The organism is Streptomyces paludis (assembly GCF_003344965.1).
Taxonomy (GTDB): domain Bacteria; phylum Actinomycetota; class Actinomycetes; order Streptomycetales; family Streptomycetaceae; genus Streptomyces; species Streptomyces paludis.
Window position 1 is genome coordinate 4,276,505 of sequence record NZ_CP031194.1, and the last position, 19,312, is coordinate 4,295,816.

The 19,312-nt window shown below is 69.1% G+C and carries 17 protein-coding genes and 1 pseudogene; 8 read left to right on the top strand and 10 right to left on the bottom strand.

Translation table 11 applies throughout. The features are described 5' to 3' along the window. Nucleotides 1–205: 205 nt before the first annotated feature. From ltrA to DVK44_RS37645, 3 genes are all read left to right on the top strand, one after another. The gene (ltrA, locus tag DVK44_RS18990) at nt 206–1,468 is read left to right on the top strand and encodes a group II intron reverse transcriptase/maturase (RefSeq protein ID WP_114660721.1); all 1,263 of its coding nucleotides are present in this window, start codon (nt 206–208) and stop codon (nt 1,466–1,468) included. Nucleotides 1,469–1,613: 145 nt separating this feature from the next. Continuing rightward, entirely contained in the window at nt 1,614–1,925 is a 312-nt protein-coding gene (locus DVK44_RS18995) for a transposase (RefSeq protein WP_162793952.1), read from the top strand. Nucleotides 1,926–2,056: 131 nt separating this feature from the next. Continuing rightward, on the top strand, nt 2,057–2,230 hold the full coding sequence (locus DVK44_RS37645; protein ID WP_269439643.1) for an IS3 family transposase: 174 nt from the start codon (nt 2,057–2,059) through the stop codon (nt 2,228–2,230). Between the two features lie 28 nt (nt 2,231–2,258). Here the strand turns inward: DVK44_RS37645 and DVK44_RS19005 are convergent, their stop codons facing one another. The 3 genes from DVK44_RS19005 to DVK44_RS19015 are packed head-to-tail and all read right to left on the bottom strand — an operon-like array spanning nt 2,259 to nt 6,764. Then, nucleotides 2,259–5,855: a CHAT domain-containing tetratricopeptide repeat protein gene (locus DVK44_RS19005; RefSeq protein WP_114660723.1), complete on the bottom strand. Its 3,597-nt coding sequence runs from the start codon at nt 5,853–5,855 to the stop codon at nt 2,259–2,261. Then, a complete protein-coding gene (locus DVK44_RS19010; protein WP_114660724.1) occupies nt 5,827–6,582 on the bottom strand; it encodes a hypothetical protein in 756 nt (251 codons plus the stop codon). The genes DVK44_RS19005 and DVK44_RS19010 overlap by 29 nt, the downstream gene beginning before the upstream one ends. Beyond that, the gene (locus DVK44_RS19015; RefSeq protein ID WP_114660725.1) at nt 6,579–6,764 is read right to left on the bottom strand and encodes a hypothetical protein; all 186 of its coding nucleotides are present in this window, start codon (nt 6,762–6,764) and stop codon (nt 6,579–6,581) included. The genes DVK44_RS19010 and DVK44_RS19015 overlap by 4 nt, the downstream gene beginning before the upstream one ends. 115 nt (nt 6,765–6,879) lie before the next feature. Between DVK44_RS19015 and DVK44_RS19020 the strand changes: the two genes are divergently transcribed. Both DVK44_RS19020 and DVK44_RS19025 read left to right on the top strand, forming a co-directional pair. Then, complete coding sequence (locus DVK44_RS19020; RefSeq protein WP_114660726.1) at nt 6,880–7,314, top strand: hypothetical protein; 435 nt, start codon at nt 6,880–6,882, stop codon at nt 7,312–7,314. Between the two features lie 520 nt (nt 7,315–7,834). Beyond that, nucleotides 7,835–8,242 carry a pyridoxamine 5'-phosphate oxidase family protein gene (locus DVK44_RS19025; RefSeq protein ID WP_114660727.1) on the top strand — a complete coding sequence of 136 codons (408 nt, stop codon included), beginning with the start codon at nt 7,835–7,837 and terminating at the stop codon, nt 8,240–8,242. Between the two features lie 406 nt (nt 8,243–8,648). Here DVK44_RS19025 and DVK44_RS19030 read toward each other — a convergent pair whose 3' ends face one another. The 6 genes and pseudogenes from DVK44_RS19030 to DVK44_RS19055 form a co-directional block, all read right to left on the bottom strand. Continuing rightward, nucleotides 8,649–10,115 (bottom strand): non-reducing end alpha-L-arabinofuranosidase family hydrolase, encoded by a 1,467-nt coding sequence (locus DVK44_RS19030; protein ID WP_114660728.1) that lies wholly within the window; start codon nt 10,113–10,115, stop codon nt 8,649–8,651. A 404-nt stretch (nt 10,116–10,519) separates the two neighbouring features. Continuing rightward, the gene (locus DVK44_RS19035) at nt 10,520–11,131 is read right to left on the bottom strand and encodes a hypothetical protein (RefSeq protein WP_114660729.1); all 612 of its coding nucleotides are present in this window, start codon (nt 11,129–11,131) and stop codon (nt 10,520–10,522) included. Nucleotides 11,132–11,268: 137 nt separating this feature from the next. After that, entirely contained in the window at nt 11,269–12,942 is a 1,674-nt protein-coding gene (locus tag DVK44_RS19040) for an ABC transporter permease (protein ID WP_181957488.1), read from the bottom strand. After that, a complete protein-coding gene (locus DVK44_RS19045) occupies nt 12,939–13,814 on the bottom strand; it encodes an ABC transporter ATP-binding protein (protein ID WP_114660730.1) in 876 nt (291 codons plus the stop codon). Before DVK44_RS19045 ends, DVK44_RS19040 begins: the two co-directional genes overlap by 4 nt. Beyond that, a complete protein-coding gene (locus DVK44_RS19050) occupies nt 13,811–14,698 on the bottom strand; it encodes a zf-HC2 domain-containing protein (protein ID WP_114660731.1) in 888 nt (295 codons plus the stop codon). Before DVK44_RS19050 ends, DVK44_RS19045 begins: the two co-directional genes overlap by 4 nt. 77 nt (nt 14,699–14,775) lie before the next feature. Continuing rightward, a pseudogene (locus tag DVK44_RS19055) lies at nt 14,776–15,321 on the bottom strand (RNA polymerase sigma factor); the annotation flags it as partial. A 552-nt stretch (nt 15,322–15,873) separates the two neighbouring features. On the opposite strand from DVK44_RS19055, the gene DVK44_RS19060 reads away from it, so the two are divergent. Continuing rightward, on the top strand, nt 15,874–16,182 hold the full coding sequence (locus tag DVK44_RS19060) for a hypothetical protein (protein ID WP_162793956.1): 309 nt from the start codon (nt 15,874–15,876) through the stop codon (nt 16,180–16,182). 454 nt (nt 16,183–16,636) lie between these two features. Beyond that, nucleotides 16,637–17,155 carry a type II 3-dehydroquinate dehydratase gene (aroQ, locus tag DVK44_RS19065; protein ID WP_114660733.1) on the top strand — a complete coding sequence of 173 codons (519 nt, stop codon included), beginning with the start codon at nt 16,637–16,639 and terminating at the stop codon, nt 17,153–17,155. Nucleotides 17,156–17,193: 38 nt separating this feature from the next. Here the strand turns inward: aroQ and DVK44_RS19070 are convergent, their stop codons facing one another. Continuing rightward, the gene (locus DVK44_RS19070) at nt 17,194–17,826 is read right to left on the bottom strand and encodes a rhomboid-like protein (protein ID WP_114660734.1); all 633 of its coding nucleotides are present in this window, start codon (nt 17,824–17,826) and stop codon (nt 17,194–17,196) included. A gap of 139 nt (nt 17,827–17,965) precedes the next feature. Here DVK44_RS19070 and DVK44_RS19075 point away from each other — a divergent pair, with 139 nt between their 5' ends. Further along, nucleotides 17,966–18,442, top strand: a complete 477-nt coding sequence (locus DVK44_RS19075) for a GNAT family N-acetyltransferase (RefSeq protein ID WP_114665273.1) — start codon at nt 17,966–17,968, stop codon at nt 18,440–18,442. Nucleotides 18,443–19,312: the final 870 nt, after the last annotated feature.

A 19,312-nucleotide genomic window follows, 5' to 3' on the forward strand; every position in this document is an offset into this window, starting at 1 on the left:
CCGGATGCTGCCCGTCAACGTGGACGGGCGAGAGGGAGTGCCCCGAATCGGTGAAGACCGTGAGGGGTCGAGTACCGATGCCGGGTGTGCCGGCGGACCGGTTCGTAGTAGTGGTGATGTCCCTGGAACGGGGGCGGAGCGAAAGAGCCGGGTCGTTCGTGGCTGTGTTCGTTCGATCAACCGGAAGTTCTCCGGGAGGAGTCGTGTGGATCAGCAGAAAGCGCCGGACAAGCCGTTCGTAATTTCGAAGCGGGCAGTCTGGGAGGCGTGGGAGAAGGTCAGAGCGAACAAAGGTGCGCCCGGAGCTGACGGGGTGTCGCTTGAGGCGTTCGAGTCCGATCTGAAGAACAACCTCTTCAAGATCTGGAACCGGATGTCCTCGGGTAGCTACTTCCCGCCGCCGGTGCGCGCGGTCGAGATCCCGAAGGCGCACGGCCGGGGCATCAGAGTGCTTGGTGTGCCGGGTGTGGCTGATCGGGTAGCGCAGACGGTGGTGGCCAGGGTGCTGGAGGAGCGGGCCGAGCCTGTCTTTCATCCGGACTCCTATGGCTATCGTCCGCAGCGTTCCGCGCTCGATGCGGTGGCCGCCTGCCGGGAACGCTGCTGGAAGACGAACTGGGTGATCGATCTCGACATCCGGGCGTTTTTCGACAGCGTCCCCTGGGCTCTGGTGGTCAAGGCGGTCGAGGCGGTCTGCGATCTGCCGTGGGTATTGCTGTATGTGAAGCGGTGGTTGGCCGCGCCACTGGCGATGCCCGACGGCACGCTGGTGCAGCGGGACCGGGGAACCCCACAGGGCTCAGCGGTCTCACCCGTACTCGCGAATCTGTTCATGCATTACGCGTTCGATGCCTGGTTGGCCCGGGAGTTCCCGGCTGTCCGGTTCGAGCGGTATGCGGACGATGCGGTTGTGCACTGCGTCACCGAGCGCCAGGCCCGTGAGGTCCTGGCGGCGCTCGGGAAACGGATGCGTGAGGTCGGACTGGAGCTGCACCCGGACAAGACCCGGGTCGTGTACTGCAAGGACAATAAGCGCCAAGGCCCTCACCGGGACACGGCGTTCACGTTCTTGGGGTTCACCTTCCGGGCTCGCGGGGCGCGGGACAAGCAGGGGCGGATGTTCAGCTCCTTCATGCCCGCGATCAGCAAGGACGCTCTGAAGGCGATCGGTGCGCAGGTGCGGTCCTGGCGGCTGCACCAGCACACAGGTCTTTCCGAAGCGGACCTCGCGCAGTGGATCAATCCCATCGTGCGAGGCTGGATGAACTACTACGGCGCGTTCTACCGGTCCGCGCTGTATCCCCTCCTGGGACGCATCAACGCCTACCTGGTGCGATGGATGCGGAAGAAGTACAAGCGGCTGCAGGGGCACAAGAAGGCCCGCGACTCGTGGGAGAGGGCGATCCGGCTGCGGCCGGGCTTCTTCGCCCACTGGCGATGGGTCACATGGGCTCCCGCCGTCTGGTGACCAGAGCGACAAGAGCCGTGTAACGAGAGATCGTTACGCACGGTTCTGTGAGGGCCGGAGGGTGCGATTCCCTCCGGCTACTCGACCCGAGATGCGGAGGATGCTGGCAGAGGGTCAGATGGGACTTATGAGAGGAACATCGACGATGCCTGCACCGAGAAAATATCCGCTGGAGTTGCGTGAGCGTGCGGTGTGGATGGGCTGCACCACCGAGCCGAAGCCGGTGATCAAGCGGATGGCCGACGAGCTGGGTGTGTATCCCGAGGCTCTGCGGGGCTGGATCCGTCAGGCCGAGGCAGACCACGGCGAGCTCGACGACCGGCCGACCACCGCCGAACGCGAGGCACTCGCGGTCCTGCGCAAGGAGAACGCCCAGCTCAAGCGGTCGAACGAGATCCTCAAAGCCGGCTCGGTTTTTTTCGCCCAAGAGCTTGACGCGACCCGGCGAAGGTACTGACGTTCCTCAAGGAACGCGGTGACCTCGGTGTCGAGCCCGTCCTGCGGGAACGGCACATCCCCTCCTCCACCTACTACCGCTGGTGCCGAAGCGAGAATGACCCCTGCGAACACAGCCGCCGGGACGCGGAACTGACCGAGAAGATCAGACAGATCCACGCGGACTCCGGCGTCGTCTACGGCTCCCCACGTGTCCCCGCCGTCCTGCGGCGCGAGGGCGCCGCGACCGGCCGCAAACGGGTCGAGCGCCTGATGTGCGAGGCCGGCCTGCACGGAATCAGCCCACGCCGTAGTGAAAGAGGCTGAGAGGGATGCTGTCACTGACTTCTTTCTGCTATCCCTCCGCTTTCCGCTTACTGTTGGCGTCCATCTCCGCCAGGGCTGCACGCGCGCGTTCGACCGTGCGGGTGTTTCTGGCGTCGCGGAGGCCGAGCGTGTAGAAGCGCCGGGCCTCCGTTAGCCGTCCGAGGTCACGCAGGCAGTCACCGACGGTGAGGTAGGTGTCGGGGCGGCCCGTGGTCTCGTCGGTACGGCCGAGAAGGACAAGCGCCCGCCGGGCGCACGAGAGCCCGTCCGCCGGTCTGCCACGGAGCCGGGCCAAGCCGGCGAGGTTCTTGAGGCACTGGGCCTGTCCCACGACACGCTCCAGGTCCCGGTTCAATTCGAGCGCTGTGCGGGTGTGTTCCTCCGCGATGTCCAGGGCACCCATACGTTCCGCGCAGACGCCCAGATGCTGGTGGGAACGGGCCATCTCCTCGGGTGCGTCACGGGCGATGGCCGAGCGTAGGGCGGCGTCGAACTCAGCGTGCGCCGCCTCGTAATTCTCGGTGAGCACGTACAGGGTGCCGATCTGGTTGCGCAGTTCCTCCGCCTGGGCCACGTCACCTGTGCTCTCGCAGAGACCGAGCGCCGACCGGCAATGTGCCATGGCAGTGTCCATATCCCCGTCGTCCTCCGCCAGGTAGGCCAGGCTTCGGTGACAGGAGCTGACCGCGCCGAGATCCTCGAACCGCGTGAAGACCTCCTGGGCCTCCTCGAAGCCGGCTCTGGCCTCTACCAGGCGTCCGTCGTCGGCGTTCAGCATGGACAGCTGATATAGAGCGGCGGCGGCGTCCCGTTCCAAGCCCAACTCGCGGAGGGCCGTGTGGGCCCGGCTGTATCGGGCCCCGGCGATGCGGTGATCGCCCTGTTCGTGCTCGATGGATCCGAGCTGGTGCTCGGCGTATGCGATGCTCTGCCGGTCGTTGGCGGCCGTGCCGACGGCCAGCGCCCGTTCCAGGTGTTCGCGTGCTTCCTTCATGTCGCCCCGGTCCCGGGCGATGAGACCGAGCTGGCGATGGACGATGGCCTCCGACTCCGTGCCCGGTTCACTCCACTCCAGCATCCGCTGGCACAGTGCCCGCTCGGTCGTCCAACGGCCCATCGCGTGCAGCACGCGGCAGAGGCGGCGGCCCAGCGCTCCCGCCTCTTGGTGCAGCCGGACGGCGCCGAGATGGTGCAAGGACTCGAACGCCGCGTCGACGCGCACCGGTTCAGGCAAGCCGGTGTCGGAGAAGATTTCCTCTGTGTACGCGGCCGCACGGCGATGGGCGTGGTGTGCGGCCTTCGGGCTGAGACGGTCCAGTTCGGCCGCGGTCCATCGGTGGACGCTCCACAACGGCGCACCGGCCAGGTCCCTGCCGTCCTCGGCCAGCAGCCCGGAGGCGGTCAGCTCGTCGAGGCGTTCGCGCGTACCCTCCGCACCCTCCGGGCCGGTGAAAGCCGATGCCGGGACGGGCGCGCGGTGCACCGCCGCGACGTGCAGCAGGGCGCGGTTCGTCGGGTCCAGGGTGGACAGCAGGTCGTTGAGCAGCGTGTCGGCGGCCGTAAGGCTCAGTGCCTCCTGCACGGCGGGGCGCACCTGCCCCCGTACACGGGCGCGCGCGGCGTCGAGGCCACCGCCGAGCCGGCCGACACGGGCCACCAGGTCGTCCGTCGGCCGGCCGGTGCCTAGGAGCGCCTCCAGATAGGCGTACGTACGAGGATGGCCGCCGACGACTTGGCGAATCTCCCGCCACTTCGTCCAAGGGAGCTTGCGCGATAGGGGCAGCCGCAGTCGCATCAGATCGGTCTCGTCCGGGGTGAGCGGAGGAAGCGGAAGCTGACGAAAGCGCCGGGAGGCGGGCCCGGCCACCGCTGGAAGGGGATGACGGGAAACGATCACCAGGGTCGAGTTCGTCAGCAGGGTGGTCCACGCGGTGAGAAAGTCCAACAGTTCGGGGTCGGTGAAATGGGTTCGGCCCGCCAGGTCACGGGTCAAGTTGACCTCGAAGTCGTCCAGCACTATGGTCAGCGGCCGGGTGGGCCCGTCCGCTGTGGAGCGAGCCTCATCCCCTGCCCCTGCGTGCGCGTCGGTGGCGGCGGTGAGGCTTGCGAGGACGGCCAGGCGCTTGGACCAGGGCAGCTCCGCGTCCACCAGTTCGAGCATCCGCGGATCGTCGGTTTCCCCAGCGAGCGCGTCCGCCGCGCTGCGGAGGATCTCGTCGGGACCGACCGGGCCTTTGAGTAGCAGGGGTGGAGAGAAGGAGGCCCGGAGACGCAGCAACTCGCCGACGAAGGCGGTCTTCCCGACCCCACCCACTCCGTGCACGATGAGTCCGGTGCCGTCGTCGGCCAGGGCGTTCAGAGCGAGGCGCAGCTGTACTCGGCGTCCCACGAACGAGCCGAGCGGCAGTGCGAGGGGCACCTCGGGTGAGGCAGCCCCCGTTGTGGCATCCCCGCAGTCGGGCTTCACCGCCTGGGAACGGGACCCGGCGAAGAGAAGGGGCACGTGCCATTCCGGCAGCCAGTCGTTGCCGACGCGTCTGAGGCGCTCCTGCTCGGTGCGGGCGTCGTGCAGGGCTTCCCACCAGGGCCGGCCAGCGGCCAGCCCGGCGTACATGTCGGCCATCAGCGCGCCGGCGTACGTGTCCCGGACCGGTGCCGACATGGCGACGATCGCCGGCACACCGGACTCCGTGAGGCTCTGGGCCAACCCGGGCAGAAACCTGCCGTGGTGCGCCGGTTCCGGCACGGCGGAGCGGCTAACCGACGATGCCGTCGAGCAGCCGGCCAGGACCACCGCCGGGACACCGTGGGCGCCGCGTACAGCCCGCCACAGGGCGTCGGCGGTCACCGGATCGCGGTCACCGGCCTCGTCCTCCAGCAGGAGCTCACCGGGCCTTGCGTGGCAGACGATGTGCACGACATCGGCGGGTTTCTCCGCCAGGGCGGCGCTGAGAGCAGTGAGGCTGCCGGAACTGAGCACCCGCAGTTCCGCCCGGCCCGGGACCCGGGACACGGCAGCCGCCAGCCGGGCCGTCTCCGCGTCCAGGTCGAGCAGGGGCTCGCGGCGGCCGGGGGCCTTGCGTGGCCCGGCGAGCAGGACTATCAGCCGCAACGACCGGTCTGGTCCGTCGACGGGTGCGGGCGCGTGGCTGTCGCCGAAGCTACGGTACGGCCGGATGGTTGGATGGAGCGCCAAGGGCGCCGACTGGCCAGGCAGGGTCAGTGCTTCCCATGGCAGGCGGTCGAGCTGGCCCCGCTCCGCCTCAATGACGAGAGGCAGGCCGTGCTTTTCCGCTGCCTCGCTCCGCGAAGCCGTGGTGAGAGCGCGGATGGCTTGGGCGCCCACCGCCTCAGCGAGCAGACCTCCCAGACGGCGCATCAGGACGGGTGTTGGGACGCCGGTCCTGCGCCGGCGGGTGCCCTGGCCGACAGCCTCGTATGCCCGGTGCAGTGCCTGCACGGTCTCCGCCAAAGAGAAGGACACGTCCGCACCGGGACCTTCGGTGACGGTCCGTGTGCCAGCGCTGAGGGTCACGGCGGCGTGCTGGATCCGCAGCCGCCAGTGCGGCGGGCAGGGGTGTGTCGCTGGCGCCGGTTCATCGGGCACAGGGGTCCTCCTGCACATGCAAGCCTTTCGGGGGCGCGGTGGCGCCCGTCCCGCAGACGTACACGACGGTCGGCTTCTCCTTCGCGTCGAGCGGCGCCGTGACGCACAGGACGGCGCCGGTGAGGATCAGCAGGGAGGCCAGCAGGGTGTCCCGCCGGGCCCGTACTAAGGACTGTCGTACCTGCCAAGCGTGGATCCAGGCGAGCAGACGCTGCTGCAGGCGCTGGATCAGCTGTGCGTTCCGCCGGGCGACGGCTGCCTCGTGGGTCAGAACCCGCACCCGCGCCGGATCGCTCTCACGGGCCAGCAGGGATTCGAGACGAGCCGCCACAGCCAGCCGCAGACGGCGCTCCCGCCGTAGCTCGGCCGGGCCAGTGGCGTGCGGGCCGTAGAAGTCGGCGGGTGACCGGTCGATCAACTTCCGCAACCCGTTCAGTTCCGGCGAGCCGAGATCGTCGAGCGTGGCCGTCCGGGGGCTGAGCACCTCGCTGGCACGCCACACCACCCAGACGACACCCACGACGGCCAGAAGCATGCCGCCGACCGCCGCGACCACGTCTCCGGCGTCGTCCAAGTCCTTGACGACGACGAGTGGCCCGCCCGCCAGCACCAGAGCGCCGACGCCCGCTGCCGCCGCGGTAATCCAGCGCGCCGTGGCGCGCATGTCGGCGACGGAGGCCCGCAGGTCGGCGAGAACGGTATCGGGGCCCTGGTCGCCTACTTGCGGCTCGGCTGGGGTGTTCATCCCGGGAAGGGCGGGTGGTCGTCCGGCCCGGCGAAGTCCCCTTCGTGGCCGCGCAGGTCAGGTGGTGCCTGGTCTTCGGGGAGTTCTTCGTGCTGCACCCATCCGGTGCCGTCGAAGTACTCCACGGTTGTGCCGTTGAACCGGATGTCGCCCTCTTCGGGCTGCGGCAGTGGTGAACCCATGACCGGATTATCCATAGAATTGGGGCCAGTTGGTACCGGATGTGCTCAACTGGTGCTGCGTCGACGCTCCCTCCCCAGCGTCGAATCCCGTCCCCATCAACGAAGGGCTCTTGCTGTGTACGACCTAATGCTCAGTCCGCATGCCCGGGGTACCACGGTCGAGCAACTGCACGGTCTGGTCGGGGCTTCCGGTCTCGTCACCACGGTGCAGACGTCGGTCGGTCTGGATGACACGATCGGAGTGATCATCGAGGCGGCTCCGCGTCTCGCGGAGGACCACGACGTTATGTCCAACGGGCTGATCGTTAGCCGCGTCGGGATGTACCGCATCGTCTGGGGCGTCGTTAGCCACCCTAACGGAAGCCTGGCGGTCCTCACCCCGCTGCCAGCCTACGAGAATCAGCCCTCCGACTGGATCCGCCACTACATGAGTGAGGTACTCGATCCCATCTTGGCTCTCTCCGGCCGCGGCCACCGCACCGGAGGAGGCAGCAACGGCTCGGTGACGGACTCGGAGTTTGCACGGGCGTTCGAGGAGGCCTATGTCTGACTTGGATCCGGCGAGGCACGACAACCCCGGCAGGAGTGGTCTCCATCAATATAGCAGGCGACTGTGGTCAGACTGCCTTAGTCAGAAGGTGCTTGGGATTGGGAACCCGGGCCAATATCAATCTCCACCTTCCGCTTCACAGTCTTCCCTTCCGCGCAGACCGGCCCGGGGGTGAGGGCGTGGCCAGCGAGGAGCGATGTGAGACGGCGTAGTTCCAGCTCCACGCCTGTGGTCATCGAGAGCCATGGAGGGAGCCTGCCGCCAATCCGCTCGTCAGAAGGATGCAGAGGTCAAACTGAAGGGCGGGAGTGCCAGCGCTTCAGGCTGAACACAACGGGGGCCGGGACGGGGGCGGGAGCAACGGAACGCAGTCGCAGGGGTTTCCGCTCGCACCAATACTGGGTGCTGAATAGGGCAGTACAACGAAGAGAATCGGGACCGTTACCGTGCACTCGGTGGAGTCCTCAAGAGGCATGATTCTGAGGCGATACCGAGCCCCGAACCTTGAAGGCAGCGAGTCATGAAAGCACCTCATCTCCGTTCTGACCCGGAGTTCTTGGCCTTCTGGGGCGAGCGGCATGTTGGGTTTCTATCCACGACGCGGCCCGATGGTACGCACCACCTCGTGCCTGTCGGCGTGACGTACGACAGTGAGGCCGGCATCGCGCGCGTCATTACCAGCAGTACGAGCAGGAAGGCGCGCAACGTCGTCGGCAGCGGTCCTGGCGCGCGTGTCGCAATCAGCCAGGCCGACGGGGCCAGGTGGGCAACGCTGGAGGGAACCGCCGTCGTCAACGACGACCCTGCGGCGGTCGCTGATGCCGTCGAGCGGTATACGAGGCGCTACCACCCGCCGCGACTCAACCCGCGACGCGTCGTTATCGAGATCACGGTCACCAGGGTCATGGGTACGGTGAAGCCGCGGTGACCCGCAGGTGTCGACCTTGTGCGATGTCTACAAGGGGCTTTCGGGCGAGAAGGGCGGGGCTGCTGTCGGACGCGACGCCATCGAAGAGCGGCAGGGGAGCGCGAGGGGAGCGCGGACGCCTTTGGACGGGGTGGCACGGGGCATCAGTGGCGGGATTGCGACACATACGCTGAACAGGTGAAACGGGATCTGACGTCATTGGGTGGCACACCCCGGCATGATCCCTAGCGGTCTTGTAATGCGTAGGTCGTCGGTTCGAATCCGACAGGGGGCTCTGGTGAAGCCCAGGTCGGATCTTGTCTGACCTGGGCTTTTTGTTGTTCTGCGACCGGTCGGCCAGGGGCGGCCGACCGGTCGCCCAGGACAGTTGCCTGCTGTTCTTCACCGCCCGGTCGGCTTCGTGCGGTTAGCGTTGCAGTGTCAGGAGGCCCGGACGGTAGGGCAGGAGGCCGTAGTCGCCGCCGGAGTTGGGGCTGCGTCCCTGGTAGAGCAGCTGGAGATTGCAGGGGTCGACGGTCATGGTCTGGTCAGGGGTGGTGCGGATCAGTTCGCCATGGCTGATGTCGTTGGTCCAGGTGGCGCCGCTGTTGGCCTTGCCGGCGAAGGAATTGCTTTCGGTCGCGGCTTGGGGTGTCCATGAGCCGTTGAGGCTGGTGGCCGTGAACGAGCGGAAGTAGCGGCCCTGCGCGCCGATCGCCTCGACGATCATGAGGTAGCGGTTCTGGCCCTGTAGCTTGTAGACCTGCGGGGCTTCGAACAGGTTGTTCGTCGTATCGCTCATGATCACTGTCGAGGTCGCGCCGAAACTGCCCGGGAAGTTTCCGATCGGCATACTGGCCCGGTAGATCTTCCCGTTGTCACCGGCGAAGAACAGGTACATGTTCGTCCCGTCACCGATGAGTGTCTGGTCGATGGGTCCCGTTCCGGAGTCGGCGATGCTTCCCGAGAAGAGCACCTGCTGGGATGACCAGCCATTCGCGTTGGTGGGGTCGCTCGACGTCCGGTAGGAGAAGGCGGTTCCGCCCCACTGGTAGGCGAGCACCCAGATGTTCTTCGGCGCGAAGTAGAAGAGTGTGGGTGCGACGGTGGGAGTCGACATCGTGTTCTGACTGGCCGAGGCCATCTCCGACCAGTTGGTGAACAGGCCGAAGTTCATCGAACCCCAGCTCGTCCCGGTGTCGTGCGTGGTCGCATAGACGAGTTGTCTGCCGTTGTAGGGGACGACGGTGAAGTCCTTGAGCGAGACCCATCCCTGCTTGGGCTGTGCCAGCACGCCCGTTGATGTCCAGCGGTATGTCGACGGAAGATCACACGGGCCGGAGGTGTCGCCGCCGGCCTTGACGAGCTGCCACTGCTGGTTGGTGCCGCCCCAGTCGTCGTACTGGACGATGTTCGCGTTGTCGGCGGTAGAGGCGCCCTGCACTTCGAGGGCCTTGTTGCTGTGGCGCGAGACGAGCCTCACATAGCCGTCCGAGCTGTCGGCCAGCCTCCACTGCTGGTTGGCGGCGTTCAGGTCGGTCCACTGGACGATCGCGCCGCCGTTCGCGGTGGACCAGTTGTGGACGTCCAGTACCTTGCCCGAGTGGCGGGACTTGATGCGGTAGTAGCCGTCCCCGGAATCGACGAACTGCCACTGCTGCTGGTTCTGGTCGTTCCTGGTCCACTGGGTGATGCGGGCGCCGTCGTTGGTCGCCAAGTTGTAGACATCCAGGGCCTTGCCGCTGTTGCGGTTGACCAGCACGTACGAGGCGTTGGGGTCTACGGTCGCCGCGCCGGCGGGCTGGGCGCCGAGGAAGGTAGCCACAAGGAGCAAGGGCGCGAGGACGGCGAACAAGCGTTTTGGGCGAACCGGGGACCGGTGGCGTAACCACATCAGAGGGCCTCCTTCGGGGCGGGGGCGAGGTGACCGGATGAACCGCGGCGCGGGCCGTGCCGGGAGCGGGGGGACCATCTCGAAAGATTTTCGAAGAGTTCCCGGATTCCTTGACGCCACAAGCTAGGAAAGCAGGGCCCTCCGGTCAATGCCTCTCGCTGAACTGTCTACAAACAGCACCCCCTTGAGGCTCGACAAGCTATGCGCTGAACCGAACGGCGCCCTGCACGCTTGGCCTTGGGGGATCATCGCCCGTGTCGCCAGGGTTTCAGAAATTTTCGATCGTTGAACCGAAACTTCTGGCCGCCGCCACCGCCCGCCGTACGTCACCGCCCGCCCGTCTGTCTCCGAGTGGGAGCGGACGACGTATTCCCCGGGCTTTCTGAGGGGTGGGGGAAGGGCTGTTATCTGCGGGGTGTGGGTTGGCGGGGGAGGAGGGTGAGGGTGGCCAGTAGGGCTGTCAGGGACAGTGCTCGCCAGCGCAGTGCCGCGTTGTGCCAGCGGGTCGGGTCGGTGGGGGCGGTGAAGAACTCCAGGCTCTGGGGCAGGAGGATGAACGTCAGTGTGACGACGACCAGGCCGGACGCCGCCACCTGGCTGCCGTAGCCGCCCCGGGTCAGCCGCAGGCCCAGCAGGGCCAGTGCTACGACGAGGAGCGCGAGCGCCAGTGCCTCTACCGCCAGGTCTCCGCGGGGCAGTGCGGGGCGGGTGTCCGGGGGGAGTGCGTGGTGTACGAGGGCGGTGTTGAGGATCCAGGCCGGGGTCAGCGCGAGCAGGCCGGTGGTGATCCGCAGGGAGCGGCGCAGCCACCACGGTGAGGGGCACATGGCGGTCGTGGCCGTGGCCGGATCGTCCAGCAGGAAGGCCAGCCCGAGGCCGCCCAGAACTGCGGTCAGATGCAGCAGTACGGCGGCGGCCCCCAGGTCGAGCCGGAGCGAGAAGACGACCGGCACGGCGCAGACGGTCACCCCCAGCGCCACGCCGCACAGCAGCGGCAGGGTGCGGGCGGCGTGCACCTCGTGGCGTAGGAGTGGGATCAGGATCTGGTGGAACTGGTGGAGCTGGTGGAACTGGTGGATTGGGTTGGTTGGGGAGTTGGTGGGGTGGTGTGGATTCGCTGTGCCATCGGTGGGTCCCGGCCTGTTCCGCGACCTCAGTTCCCCGCGCACAGCGCGTCCTCCCCGGCTCCCTGCTCCGGCGCGGGTGCGCTGATGCCCAGCAGTTGGGCCGCCTGCTGCGATGTGGTGGCCGGATCGGTGAGTTCGTTCCACGAACGCTTGATCCGCGCGCCCGTCTCCTCCGTGGGCCGCTCCAGCAGCCGCAGCACCGCCTCGGCGTCACCGCGTTCCGCGTCCACCGTGGTCAGCGTGCCGAAGCCGACGGCTCCGCCGAAGCTCCGGGACATTCTGGAGCGCAGGGCCGAAGCGGTCTCGGGTGTTGCCTGGGCGGCCAGCCAGAGGGTGACCAGGCTCTGGCCGCCGCAGACTCGGGTGCTGGTGCCAGTGGTGTTGGGCGCCCGGCCGGCGGCCGTGACGTGCTGGGCGAAGGCGGCGGCGAAGCCGATCGTGGCGTCGTTCGCGTAGTCGCCGTCGTTGCCCCACGCGGACCCCGCCACCACGGCGCCCTCCGTACCCGCGCGGCGGTCGTCCGCCGCCCAGTTGTCGACGGGGATGGTGATCTGCGCGAGGCCGCCGGACTTGACGAGGGACACGATGTGCTGCCGTACGGTGTAGCGCCGCTCCTTCGCTTCGTCCGGGACCCAGCGCAGGATGCCGTCCACCACCTCGGACCACTGCCGGTGCCGGTCCAGGTACTCGGGGAAGGCGCAGTACGTCACCGACTCCCGGCGTACGCAACGCTGTTCCCCGGAAGGCGAGTTCACCGCCCGCTCACCCGCCGCCGTGACGGCCCCGGGCTCGGGGCGCGACTGCGCGGCGCCTGCCGTCAGCGCGCCGGCGAGGGCCAGTGCCACAACAGCCGTTACGGTCCGGCCGCGCAGCCCGGAGCGCAGCAGAGCCGCCGCGCCGAGCCCGACGGCCAGCAGAACGAGATAGAGGACATGGAGTCCGGCCGGACGGTGTGCGAGCCCCGAGGGGAGCAGGTCGCGCATCTCGTCCTCGATGGCGATGAGCCCCCACCACCGGCGGCCGGAGAAAGGGAAGAGCGCTCCCACGACGGTGGCGATGCCCAGGATTCCGAGGGTGATCGGGCCGGCCGCCACCGATCTGATCAATGTGGCGACCAGCACCGCGAGCACCCCGGCGAGCAGTACGGCCGCCGGGCCGGTCGCCAGTTCCGCCGCCGCCGGGGCGCTCACCGCGCCGGGCAGCAGGGCGAGCCAGGTGATCCGGGCCCCGGCCAGTACGGCGACCGCGCCCGCCACCGGGAGTACGGCCAGCAGATGCGCGGCGACGCGCTGCCACGGTTCGAGCACCAGCGCCTCGAACCAGGCGTCCGTGCCGTCCCGCGCGGGCCGGAGTACGGCGAGATGGACGGCGAGGAAGGTGCCGGCGGCCGGTAGCAGCAGCTGGACCTGGAGGAAGCGCGCCTCGTCGTGCAGCACCGGGTACGCGGCCGGGCCGAACACCGTGTCGTACACCCACAGCCCCACGCACAGGACCAGGGAGGCCAGCAGCGCGGGGTGGAGCAGGAGACGGCGCGCCTCGGTACGGGCCAGGGTGAGGACACCGGCGGTGGGGCTGGAGGGGCTGGCAGGGCTGGAGGGGTTTGTTGGTGGGGTTCCTGTGGTGGGTGTCAGCGGTTCCGGTTTCGTTTCCGCTTCCGGTCCGTGCTGTGCGGCGGTGCCGCTCGTACCGTCCTGCCTCATACCGTCGCCCCTTCCTGCGTGGCGTTGAGCAGCAGATAGCCGTCCTCCAGCGTCGGTTCCGCCAGCTCCGCGTCCTCGGGCGGGACGCCGATGTTGCGGTGGACTCCCGTTCCCGTGCGCCAGCCCGCGACCGAACCCAGGGCCCTGTCCCGGCTGAACCAGACCCGGCCGCGCGCGAGTTCGCTGAGGCCCTGGGGCGTCGCGTCGTGGCGCAGCCGCCCGCCGCCGAGCACGACCACACGACCGCACAGGGCCGCCACGTCCTCGGTCTGGTGCGTGGAGAGGAGTACGGTCCTGCCCTCGCCCAGGTCCGCGATCAACTCGCGGAATCTGAGCCGCTGTTCGGGGTCGAGGCCGACCGTCGGCTCGTCCAGGATCAGCAGTTCCGGGTCGCCGATCAGGGTGGCGGCCAGGGCCACCCGCTGGCGCATACCGCCCGAGAGCGCCTTCAGCTTCTTGCTCCGCTCGGCGCTCAGGCCGACCGCGTCCAGCACGCGCCGTACTTCCGCGTGGCGGGCGGACCGTACGGTGTGCTCCTTGAGGATGGCGACGTAGTCGACGAACTCGAAAGCGGTGAAGTGCCGGTGGAAACCGGGGGATTGGGGGAGATAGCCCATCCTCCGCCGCACCTCCTGGCGCTCCCGGGGCGTGCGCGGGTCCCGGCCCAGCACCTGGATGTCACCGGCGGTGGGCACGAGCGCCGTGGCGAGAACCCGCAACAGGGTGGTCTTTCCGGCGCCGTTGGGTCCCAGCAGTCCCGTGATGCCGGTCGTGAGCGTCAGCGACACGTTGTCGAGGGCGGTCGCCCTGCCGTAACGGACCGTCAGGTCTGTGATGCAAGTTCGGTCCGTGGTCGATGGGTTGGGCTTCATACGCGGAATCCCTTCTGGATGTCGAAGTCGGTGCGCGTCAGCAGCAGCAGAGCCACGGCGGCGAGCAGCATCGCCGCCAGGGCCGACTGCCCGGCGACGGAGAACAGCACGTCCGAGTGGCGGGTGAGCGCCACCGCGCCGACCCAGGCGGCGCCACCGGCGACCGCCGCAGGCACCGGGCCGGTTCTGGGCAGCAGGATCAGGCTCAGTACGGTCACCAGCCCCGAGGGCACCACCCAGCCGAAGGCGATCGGGGACGGGTGGGGGAGGGTCAGGGCGGCGGCGGCCGTCAGCACCTCGGTGGTGGCCAGCACCGCCGCCGTACGCAGCAGCACCAGCCGGAAGGCGCTGGGCGCGGCGACCTGCCCCAGTTCGTACGCCGGGTCCCAGCGCCTGCCGAGGGAACCGGCCACCCCGGCGGCCGGCAGCAGCGGGGCGATGGCGAGGAAGAACAGCGGGGAGCCGCCGTCCGGATCGGCCAGCCGGGTGGCGAGCGCGGCGAAGAGCAGGGTGACGAGGGTGCCGAGCAGCCAGGAGGTACGCAGCGCCGGGGTGGCGACCAGGAGGCGCGCCACATGGTCGGGGACGCGGAGCGCGAGCAGTGCCCGCTCCCAGCGGCCGGGTACGGGGAGGTCGATGGCGTCGTCGAGGCGCTGCCACACGCGGTCCAGCGAGGCGGCGGACGCGCGGTCGGTGAGGTCGCCCAGCCGCGCGCGGCAGTGCGGGCAGAGGTCGAGGTGCGGCTCGACGCGGTGGCGGGTTCCGGTCGGGAGGGTGCCGAGCGCGTAGTGCCGCAGGACTTCGCCGGGGGGGTGTGGTGCGTACGAGGGCCGTGGTGTGCCCGGGGGGCGCGGTGTGCCTGGGGGGTGCGGGTGTTCGCTCATCGCTGTTCTCTCTCCTTCCGCTGCCCATCACCGGTGTGCGCGGGCGCGTCCTCTGGGGCCTCGTCGTACTCCGCGCGGGCCAGTTCTTCGCGCAGCCGCTTGCGTGCGCGCATGGCGCGCGTCTTGACCGTTCCGGTCGGCAGTCGCAGCCGCTGCGCCGTCTGCCGGGTGGTCAGCCCGTCCAGCACCGTCGCCTGTACGACGTCCCGCAGCTCGGGGGTGAGCCGCCCGAGCGCCGTGTCCAGCGCGCCGAACCTGCCCGATTCCATGGCGAGTTGCTCGGCCGAGGGGGCGGTGCCGCCCCGCAGCGCGCTCAGCGCGCGCTGAAGTCGGCTCTGTGCGCCGTGGGTTCGGGCCGCGTCCACCAGCCGTCGGCTGGCGATCCGCCACAACCACCCCCCGAAGTCCTGTATTTCGGGCTGCTGCCCCTCGGCACAACGCCGCCACACCGCGAGGAACGACTCCTGGACGATGTCGTCGAGCTGTCCGGGATCGGCGCACCGGTAGCGCAGCCGAGCGGCCAGCCAGGGCGCGTAGCGGCGGAACAGCGCCTCGAAGGCGGACCGGTCGCGCTCGCGCAGCGCGGCGAGCAGCTCCGCGTCCGACGGCTCGACGGGCGGCAGCTCGGCGGTCGACGGTTCGACGGCCGACGGTTCGACGATGGCCGGCAGCTCCGCGCTCGGCGGCCCCGCGTCCGGCGGCCTTGCGCTCGCGCTCGGCGGCCCCGCGCCTGGTAGCCGCGCGTCCGACGGATCTCTCTCCGTGGTTGGTTCCTTCCCCGTGGTCACACTCACACATGCTCGTCGGAGGAGGTCGGCTCGGCGGTTCGCAGCAGAAATGTGACGTGCGTCACTGTCTGCTTCTGGGGCGGGCGGGGCGCACGCGCTCCGTTTTCCGCCGGTGCGGCCGGCTTCCGGGCGGGCGTGCGGAGGGGGCGCGCATGTCAGCCGCGAAGCGGGGCGCGGTGCTCCACTCGCCTGCCGCGTCAGGCCCCTTCCAAATGTAAACGGATCATTAAAGGGATCGTTAAATTCCGATTATTTCTTCCTTGCTCGATGTGCTGATCGGGTCCTAGCTTGGTCGTCGTTGGCCGGTAATGGGGGCGGAAACAACGGACCCGAGACCTGGACCGGCGAATGGAAGAAGACATCGAGTGGGGGAGAAAAATGAATTCCTTGAAGCGCGGGTTAGCGGTCGCGGGTGCCGTGGCGATGATCGGCGTCGGCTCCATGGGCACCGCCTCCGCCGCCGGCACGGCGGCATCGGGCAACGTCGGCGCGCTGGCCAGCCCGCCGAGCTGCGTCAGCTCGTGGACCACGACCAACTACGCCTACGCGAAGAGCGCGTGCAGCGGTTCCTACACCATCAAGTTCGTGTGGTCGTTCGGCCGGGACAGCGACTGCTTCACGATTCACCCCGGCGCGCAGTGGAGCCACAAGCGGCCCAGCTCCATATCCGGATTCGACGGCCTGCGGCTTTGCTGATCGTTTCGATCGGCGGCCTGATCCGCTGAATTCGATCCGATCGGCGGCGGCTTTGAGTCCGCGAGCCCGTAAGCCCGTGAAATAAGCGTGTGGCTTCCCGAACTCGACCTTCGGGAAGCCACACGTTCGCATTTTACGGCCCTCCGCCCGGCCGTTCAGCAGGCACACGGACCACGGGAGGTACACGGGGGCGCGGGCGCGTAAAGGCGAGACGCCCGGGCCCCGGCGCGCCGTACGGGGCACGGGCCCGTGGGGGAGGCGCCGCCGGGTGGCTGAGCGGTACTACTGGACCCGTACAGCCGAAGCCGTAAGGCCGAAGCCGTACTACCGAGCCCGTACAACCGAGCCCGTACCACCGAGCCCGTACCACCGAGCCCGTACAGCCATCGGCCTTACAGCCGTCAGACCCACAGCCGCCGTCCACCGCCAAGCCGCCGCCCCTGAGAGGCCCGTCATGCCGCAGCAGCCCAGCGCCAGCCCCAGCCCCAACCCCAGCGCCACCCCCAGCACCAACAGCCACACCCGCGTTCTCGTGCTCAACGGCCCGAACCTCAACCTCCTCGGCCGCCGCCAGCCCGAGATTTACGGCACCGACACGCTCGCCGACGTCGAGAAGCTCTGCGCCGAAACCGCCGCGTCCCACGGACTGGAGACCGACTTCCGCCAGTCCAACCACGAGGGGCAGCTCGTCGACTGGATCCAGGAGGCCCGCGAGCACCACGCCGCGATCGTCATCAACCCGGCCGCGTACACCCACACCTCGGTCGCGATCCGCGACGCGCTCGCGGCCTGCGACGAGCTGCCGATCATCGAGGTGCACATCTCCAACATCCACCGGCGCGAGGAGTTCCGGCACCACTCCTACGTTTCCGCGATCGCCGACGGGGTGATCGCCGGGTGCGGGATCCAGGGGTACGCGCTCGCCGTGCAGCGCGTGGCGCGGCTGCTGGAGCAGCGCGAGGGGAGGCCGTAGTACCACCCACCCCGTAACCCTCACAGCCCTCACGTCCCTCACCGACGCGGCGTCGCCGTAGCCCGTCGTCCCCGGGTCAGCGGGTAGCAGGCCAGCCCGATGAGCACGGCGGTGAAGTGGCCGACGTCGGTGAAGGTGCGGTGGGTGAACAGGGGCGTGCCGAAGAGGATGAGCATCACCGCGAGATACGGCAGATGCCACGGTCTGGGCACCCGGTAGGTCAGTACGCCGATCACCCCGGCCAGCGCGTAACTGACCCCGATGTCCAGGGTGGTGACCGCCGACTGCGGGGCGCGGCCGTCGTGGATGGCCAGGCTCAGCACGCCCTCGCTGATCAGGGTGGCGCCGACATGCGCGAGCGCGGCGACGGCCAGCCAGCGCAGGGTGCCGAGCCAGTGTTCGGCGGGGGCGTGGAAGACGGTGAACAGCACGGCGTACGGCAGCCACGTACCGCCGTCGAGCCAGAAGGCGCTGGAGACCAGCACGCGTACGGGGTCGGTCGACAGCTCGTGGATGTTGGTGGAGCGCTGCCGCAGGAAGTGCTCCTCGAAGTGAGGTGACATCCCGTGCAGGGCGACGGTGGTGACGAAGAGGGCCGCCAGCCAGAGGTACGTGCCGGGGGCGCTCGTGATCCAGACGCGGACCTTGTGGAGGAAGCGGCGCATGCGCATGGGCCGATTCACCCATGCGCCCGGGACGGGACGCGTGAGTGACATTCCGGCGTGAGCGAATTCCCGGGGAGCGGACGCGCCGAGGGACCACCCGATGCCCGCGGTAGCCGGGGGAGGGGGAAGGCTGGACCCCATGACCATGATTCGCACCGCGACACCCGCCGATGTTCCCGTGATCCACGCGATGGTCCGGGAGCTGGCGGAGTACGAGAAGGCCCTCCACGAGGCACGCGCGACCGAGGCCCAGCTCCACGAGGCACTCTTCGGCGACCGCCCCGCCGCGTACGCGCACATCGCCGAGACGGACGACGGCGAACCGGCCGGCTTCGCGCTCTGGTTCCTCAACTTCTCGACCTGGCGCGGGGTCCACGGCATCTACCTGGAGGACCTGTACGTACGCCCCGACCGCCGTGGCGGCGGCCACGGCAAGGCGCTGCTGGCCGAACTCGCCCGGATCTGCGTGGAGCGCGGCTACGAGCGCCTGGAGTGGTCCGTACTCGACTGGAACGAACCGTCGATCGCCTTCTACCGCGCCTTGGGCGCGCTACCGCAGGACGAGTGGACGGTCTTCCGCCTGACGGACGAGGCGCTGGTCAGGCTGGGTGGGGCGGGGTGAGGGTGGCGCGGTCCCTGCGGGTCAGTACCAAGAGGTAACGGGGGTGGGCCGGTGGTGAGGTGCTGGGTGCTTGGTGTGGGGTGGGCCGCCCCTCCTCCTGCCAGTGTCGCGCCTCCAGGGGAGGAGTAAAGGGCGCTCCTCCGTCGCGTCGGCTGCGCCGACTCCGCTGCGCTCCGCCCTTGACACCTCCCCTTCCGGCGCGTGTACGGGAGAGGGGGGCGGCCGGGGGGAGGGGGCCCGGGGGGTCTGCTGTTCTGCCACTCGGTTCAGGGGCTGGCGGGCGGGTGGGCCCTGCGGGGCGCGCGGTAGAGGAATGGGGTGACTCGGCACCGGCTCAGCGGCCGACCGTCCGCTGTTTGCTGAGACGCAAGCCCCGCTGGTCACCGATGCGCTGTGGTGCCCGGAAGGCGGACGGGTTCTGCGGCCCGGCCGGGTCTGCGGGCCGTATAGCCCATCCATATATCCCATACGGGACGGTTTGGCGGGCTCCTGGGGGCCACCTCGGGCGGCACGTGTGTCCTCAGGTGCGTTAGCGGCACTCCACGACGCATAGACGGCCTTCAAGGGCCCACTTGCCGCCACCCACGTCCCAGCAACCCCACCACCCACACCACGGTGACCAGCGGGGCATGTGTCCGAGGAACAGACGGTCGTCAGCCGCTGAGACCAGCCGGACAGCCCCATTCCTCTGCCGCGTGCCCCGCAGGGTCCACCGGGCCGCCGGACCCTGAGCCGAGTGGCAGTAGGGCGGACCCTTCGGGCCCCCTCCCCCCCGGCCGCCCCCCCTCATCCGCACTTGCGACTCCGGGGGAGGTGTCAAGGGCGGAGCGCAGCGGAGTCGGCGTAGCCGACGCGACGTAGGAGCGCCCT

Excerpts from the sequence above, each read along its gene's own strand:
- DVK44_RS19050 (WP_114660731.1), bottom strand. The coding sequence starts at position 14,698 with ATGAGCGAACACCCGCACCCCCCAGGCACACCGCGCCCCCCGGGCACA.
- DVK44_RS19040 (WP_181957488.1), bottom strand. The coding sequence starts at position 12,942 with ATGAGGCAGGACGGTACGAGCGGCACCGCCGCACAGCACGGACCGGAA.
- DVK44_RS19005 (WP_114660723.1), bottom strand. The coding sequence starts at position 5,855 with ATGTGCAGGAGGACCCCTGTGCCCGATGAACCGGCGCCAGCGACACAC.
- DVK44_RS19010 (WP_114660724.1), bottom strand. The coding sequence starts at position 6,582 with ATGAACACCCCAGCCGAGCCGCAAGTAGGCGACCAGGGCCCCGATACC.
- DVK44_RS19025 (WP_114660727.1), top strand. The coding sequence starts at position 7,835 with ATGAAAGCACCTCATCTCCGTTCTGACCCGGAGTTCTTGGCCTTCTGG.
- aroQ (WP_114660733.1), top strand. The coding sequence starts at position 16,637 with ATGCCGCAGCAGCCCAGCGCCAGCCCCAGCCCCAACCCCAGCGCCACC.
- DVK44_RS18995 (WP_162793952.1), top strand. The coding sequence starts at position 1,614 with ATGCCTGCACCGAGAAAATATCCGCTGGAGTTGCGTGAGCGTGCGGTG.
- DVK44_RS19075 (WP_114665273.1), top strand. The coding sequence starts at position 17,966 with ATGATTCGCACCGCGACACCCGCCGATGTTCCCGTGATCCACGCGATG.
- DVK44_RS19030 (WP_114660728.1), bottom strand. The coding sequence starts at position 10,115 with ATGTGGTTACGCCACCGGTCCCCGGTTCGCCCAAAACGCTTGTTCGCC.
- DVK44_RS19015 (WP_114660725.1), bottom strand. The coding sequence starts at position 6,764 with ATGGGTTCACCACTGCCGCAGCCCGAAGAGGGCGACATCCGGTTCAAC.
- DVK44_RS19070 (WP_114660734.1), bottom strand. The coding sequence starts at position 17,826 with ATGCGCATGCGCCGCTTCCTCCACAAGGTCCGCGTCTGGATCACGAGC.
- DVK44_RS19045 (WP_114660730.1), bottom strand. The coding sequence starts at position 13,814 with ATGAAGCCCAACCCATCGACCACGGACCGAACTTGCATCACAGACCTG.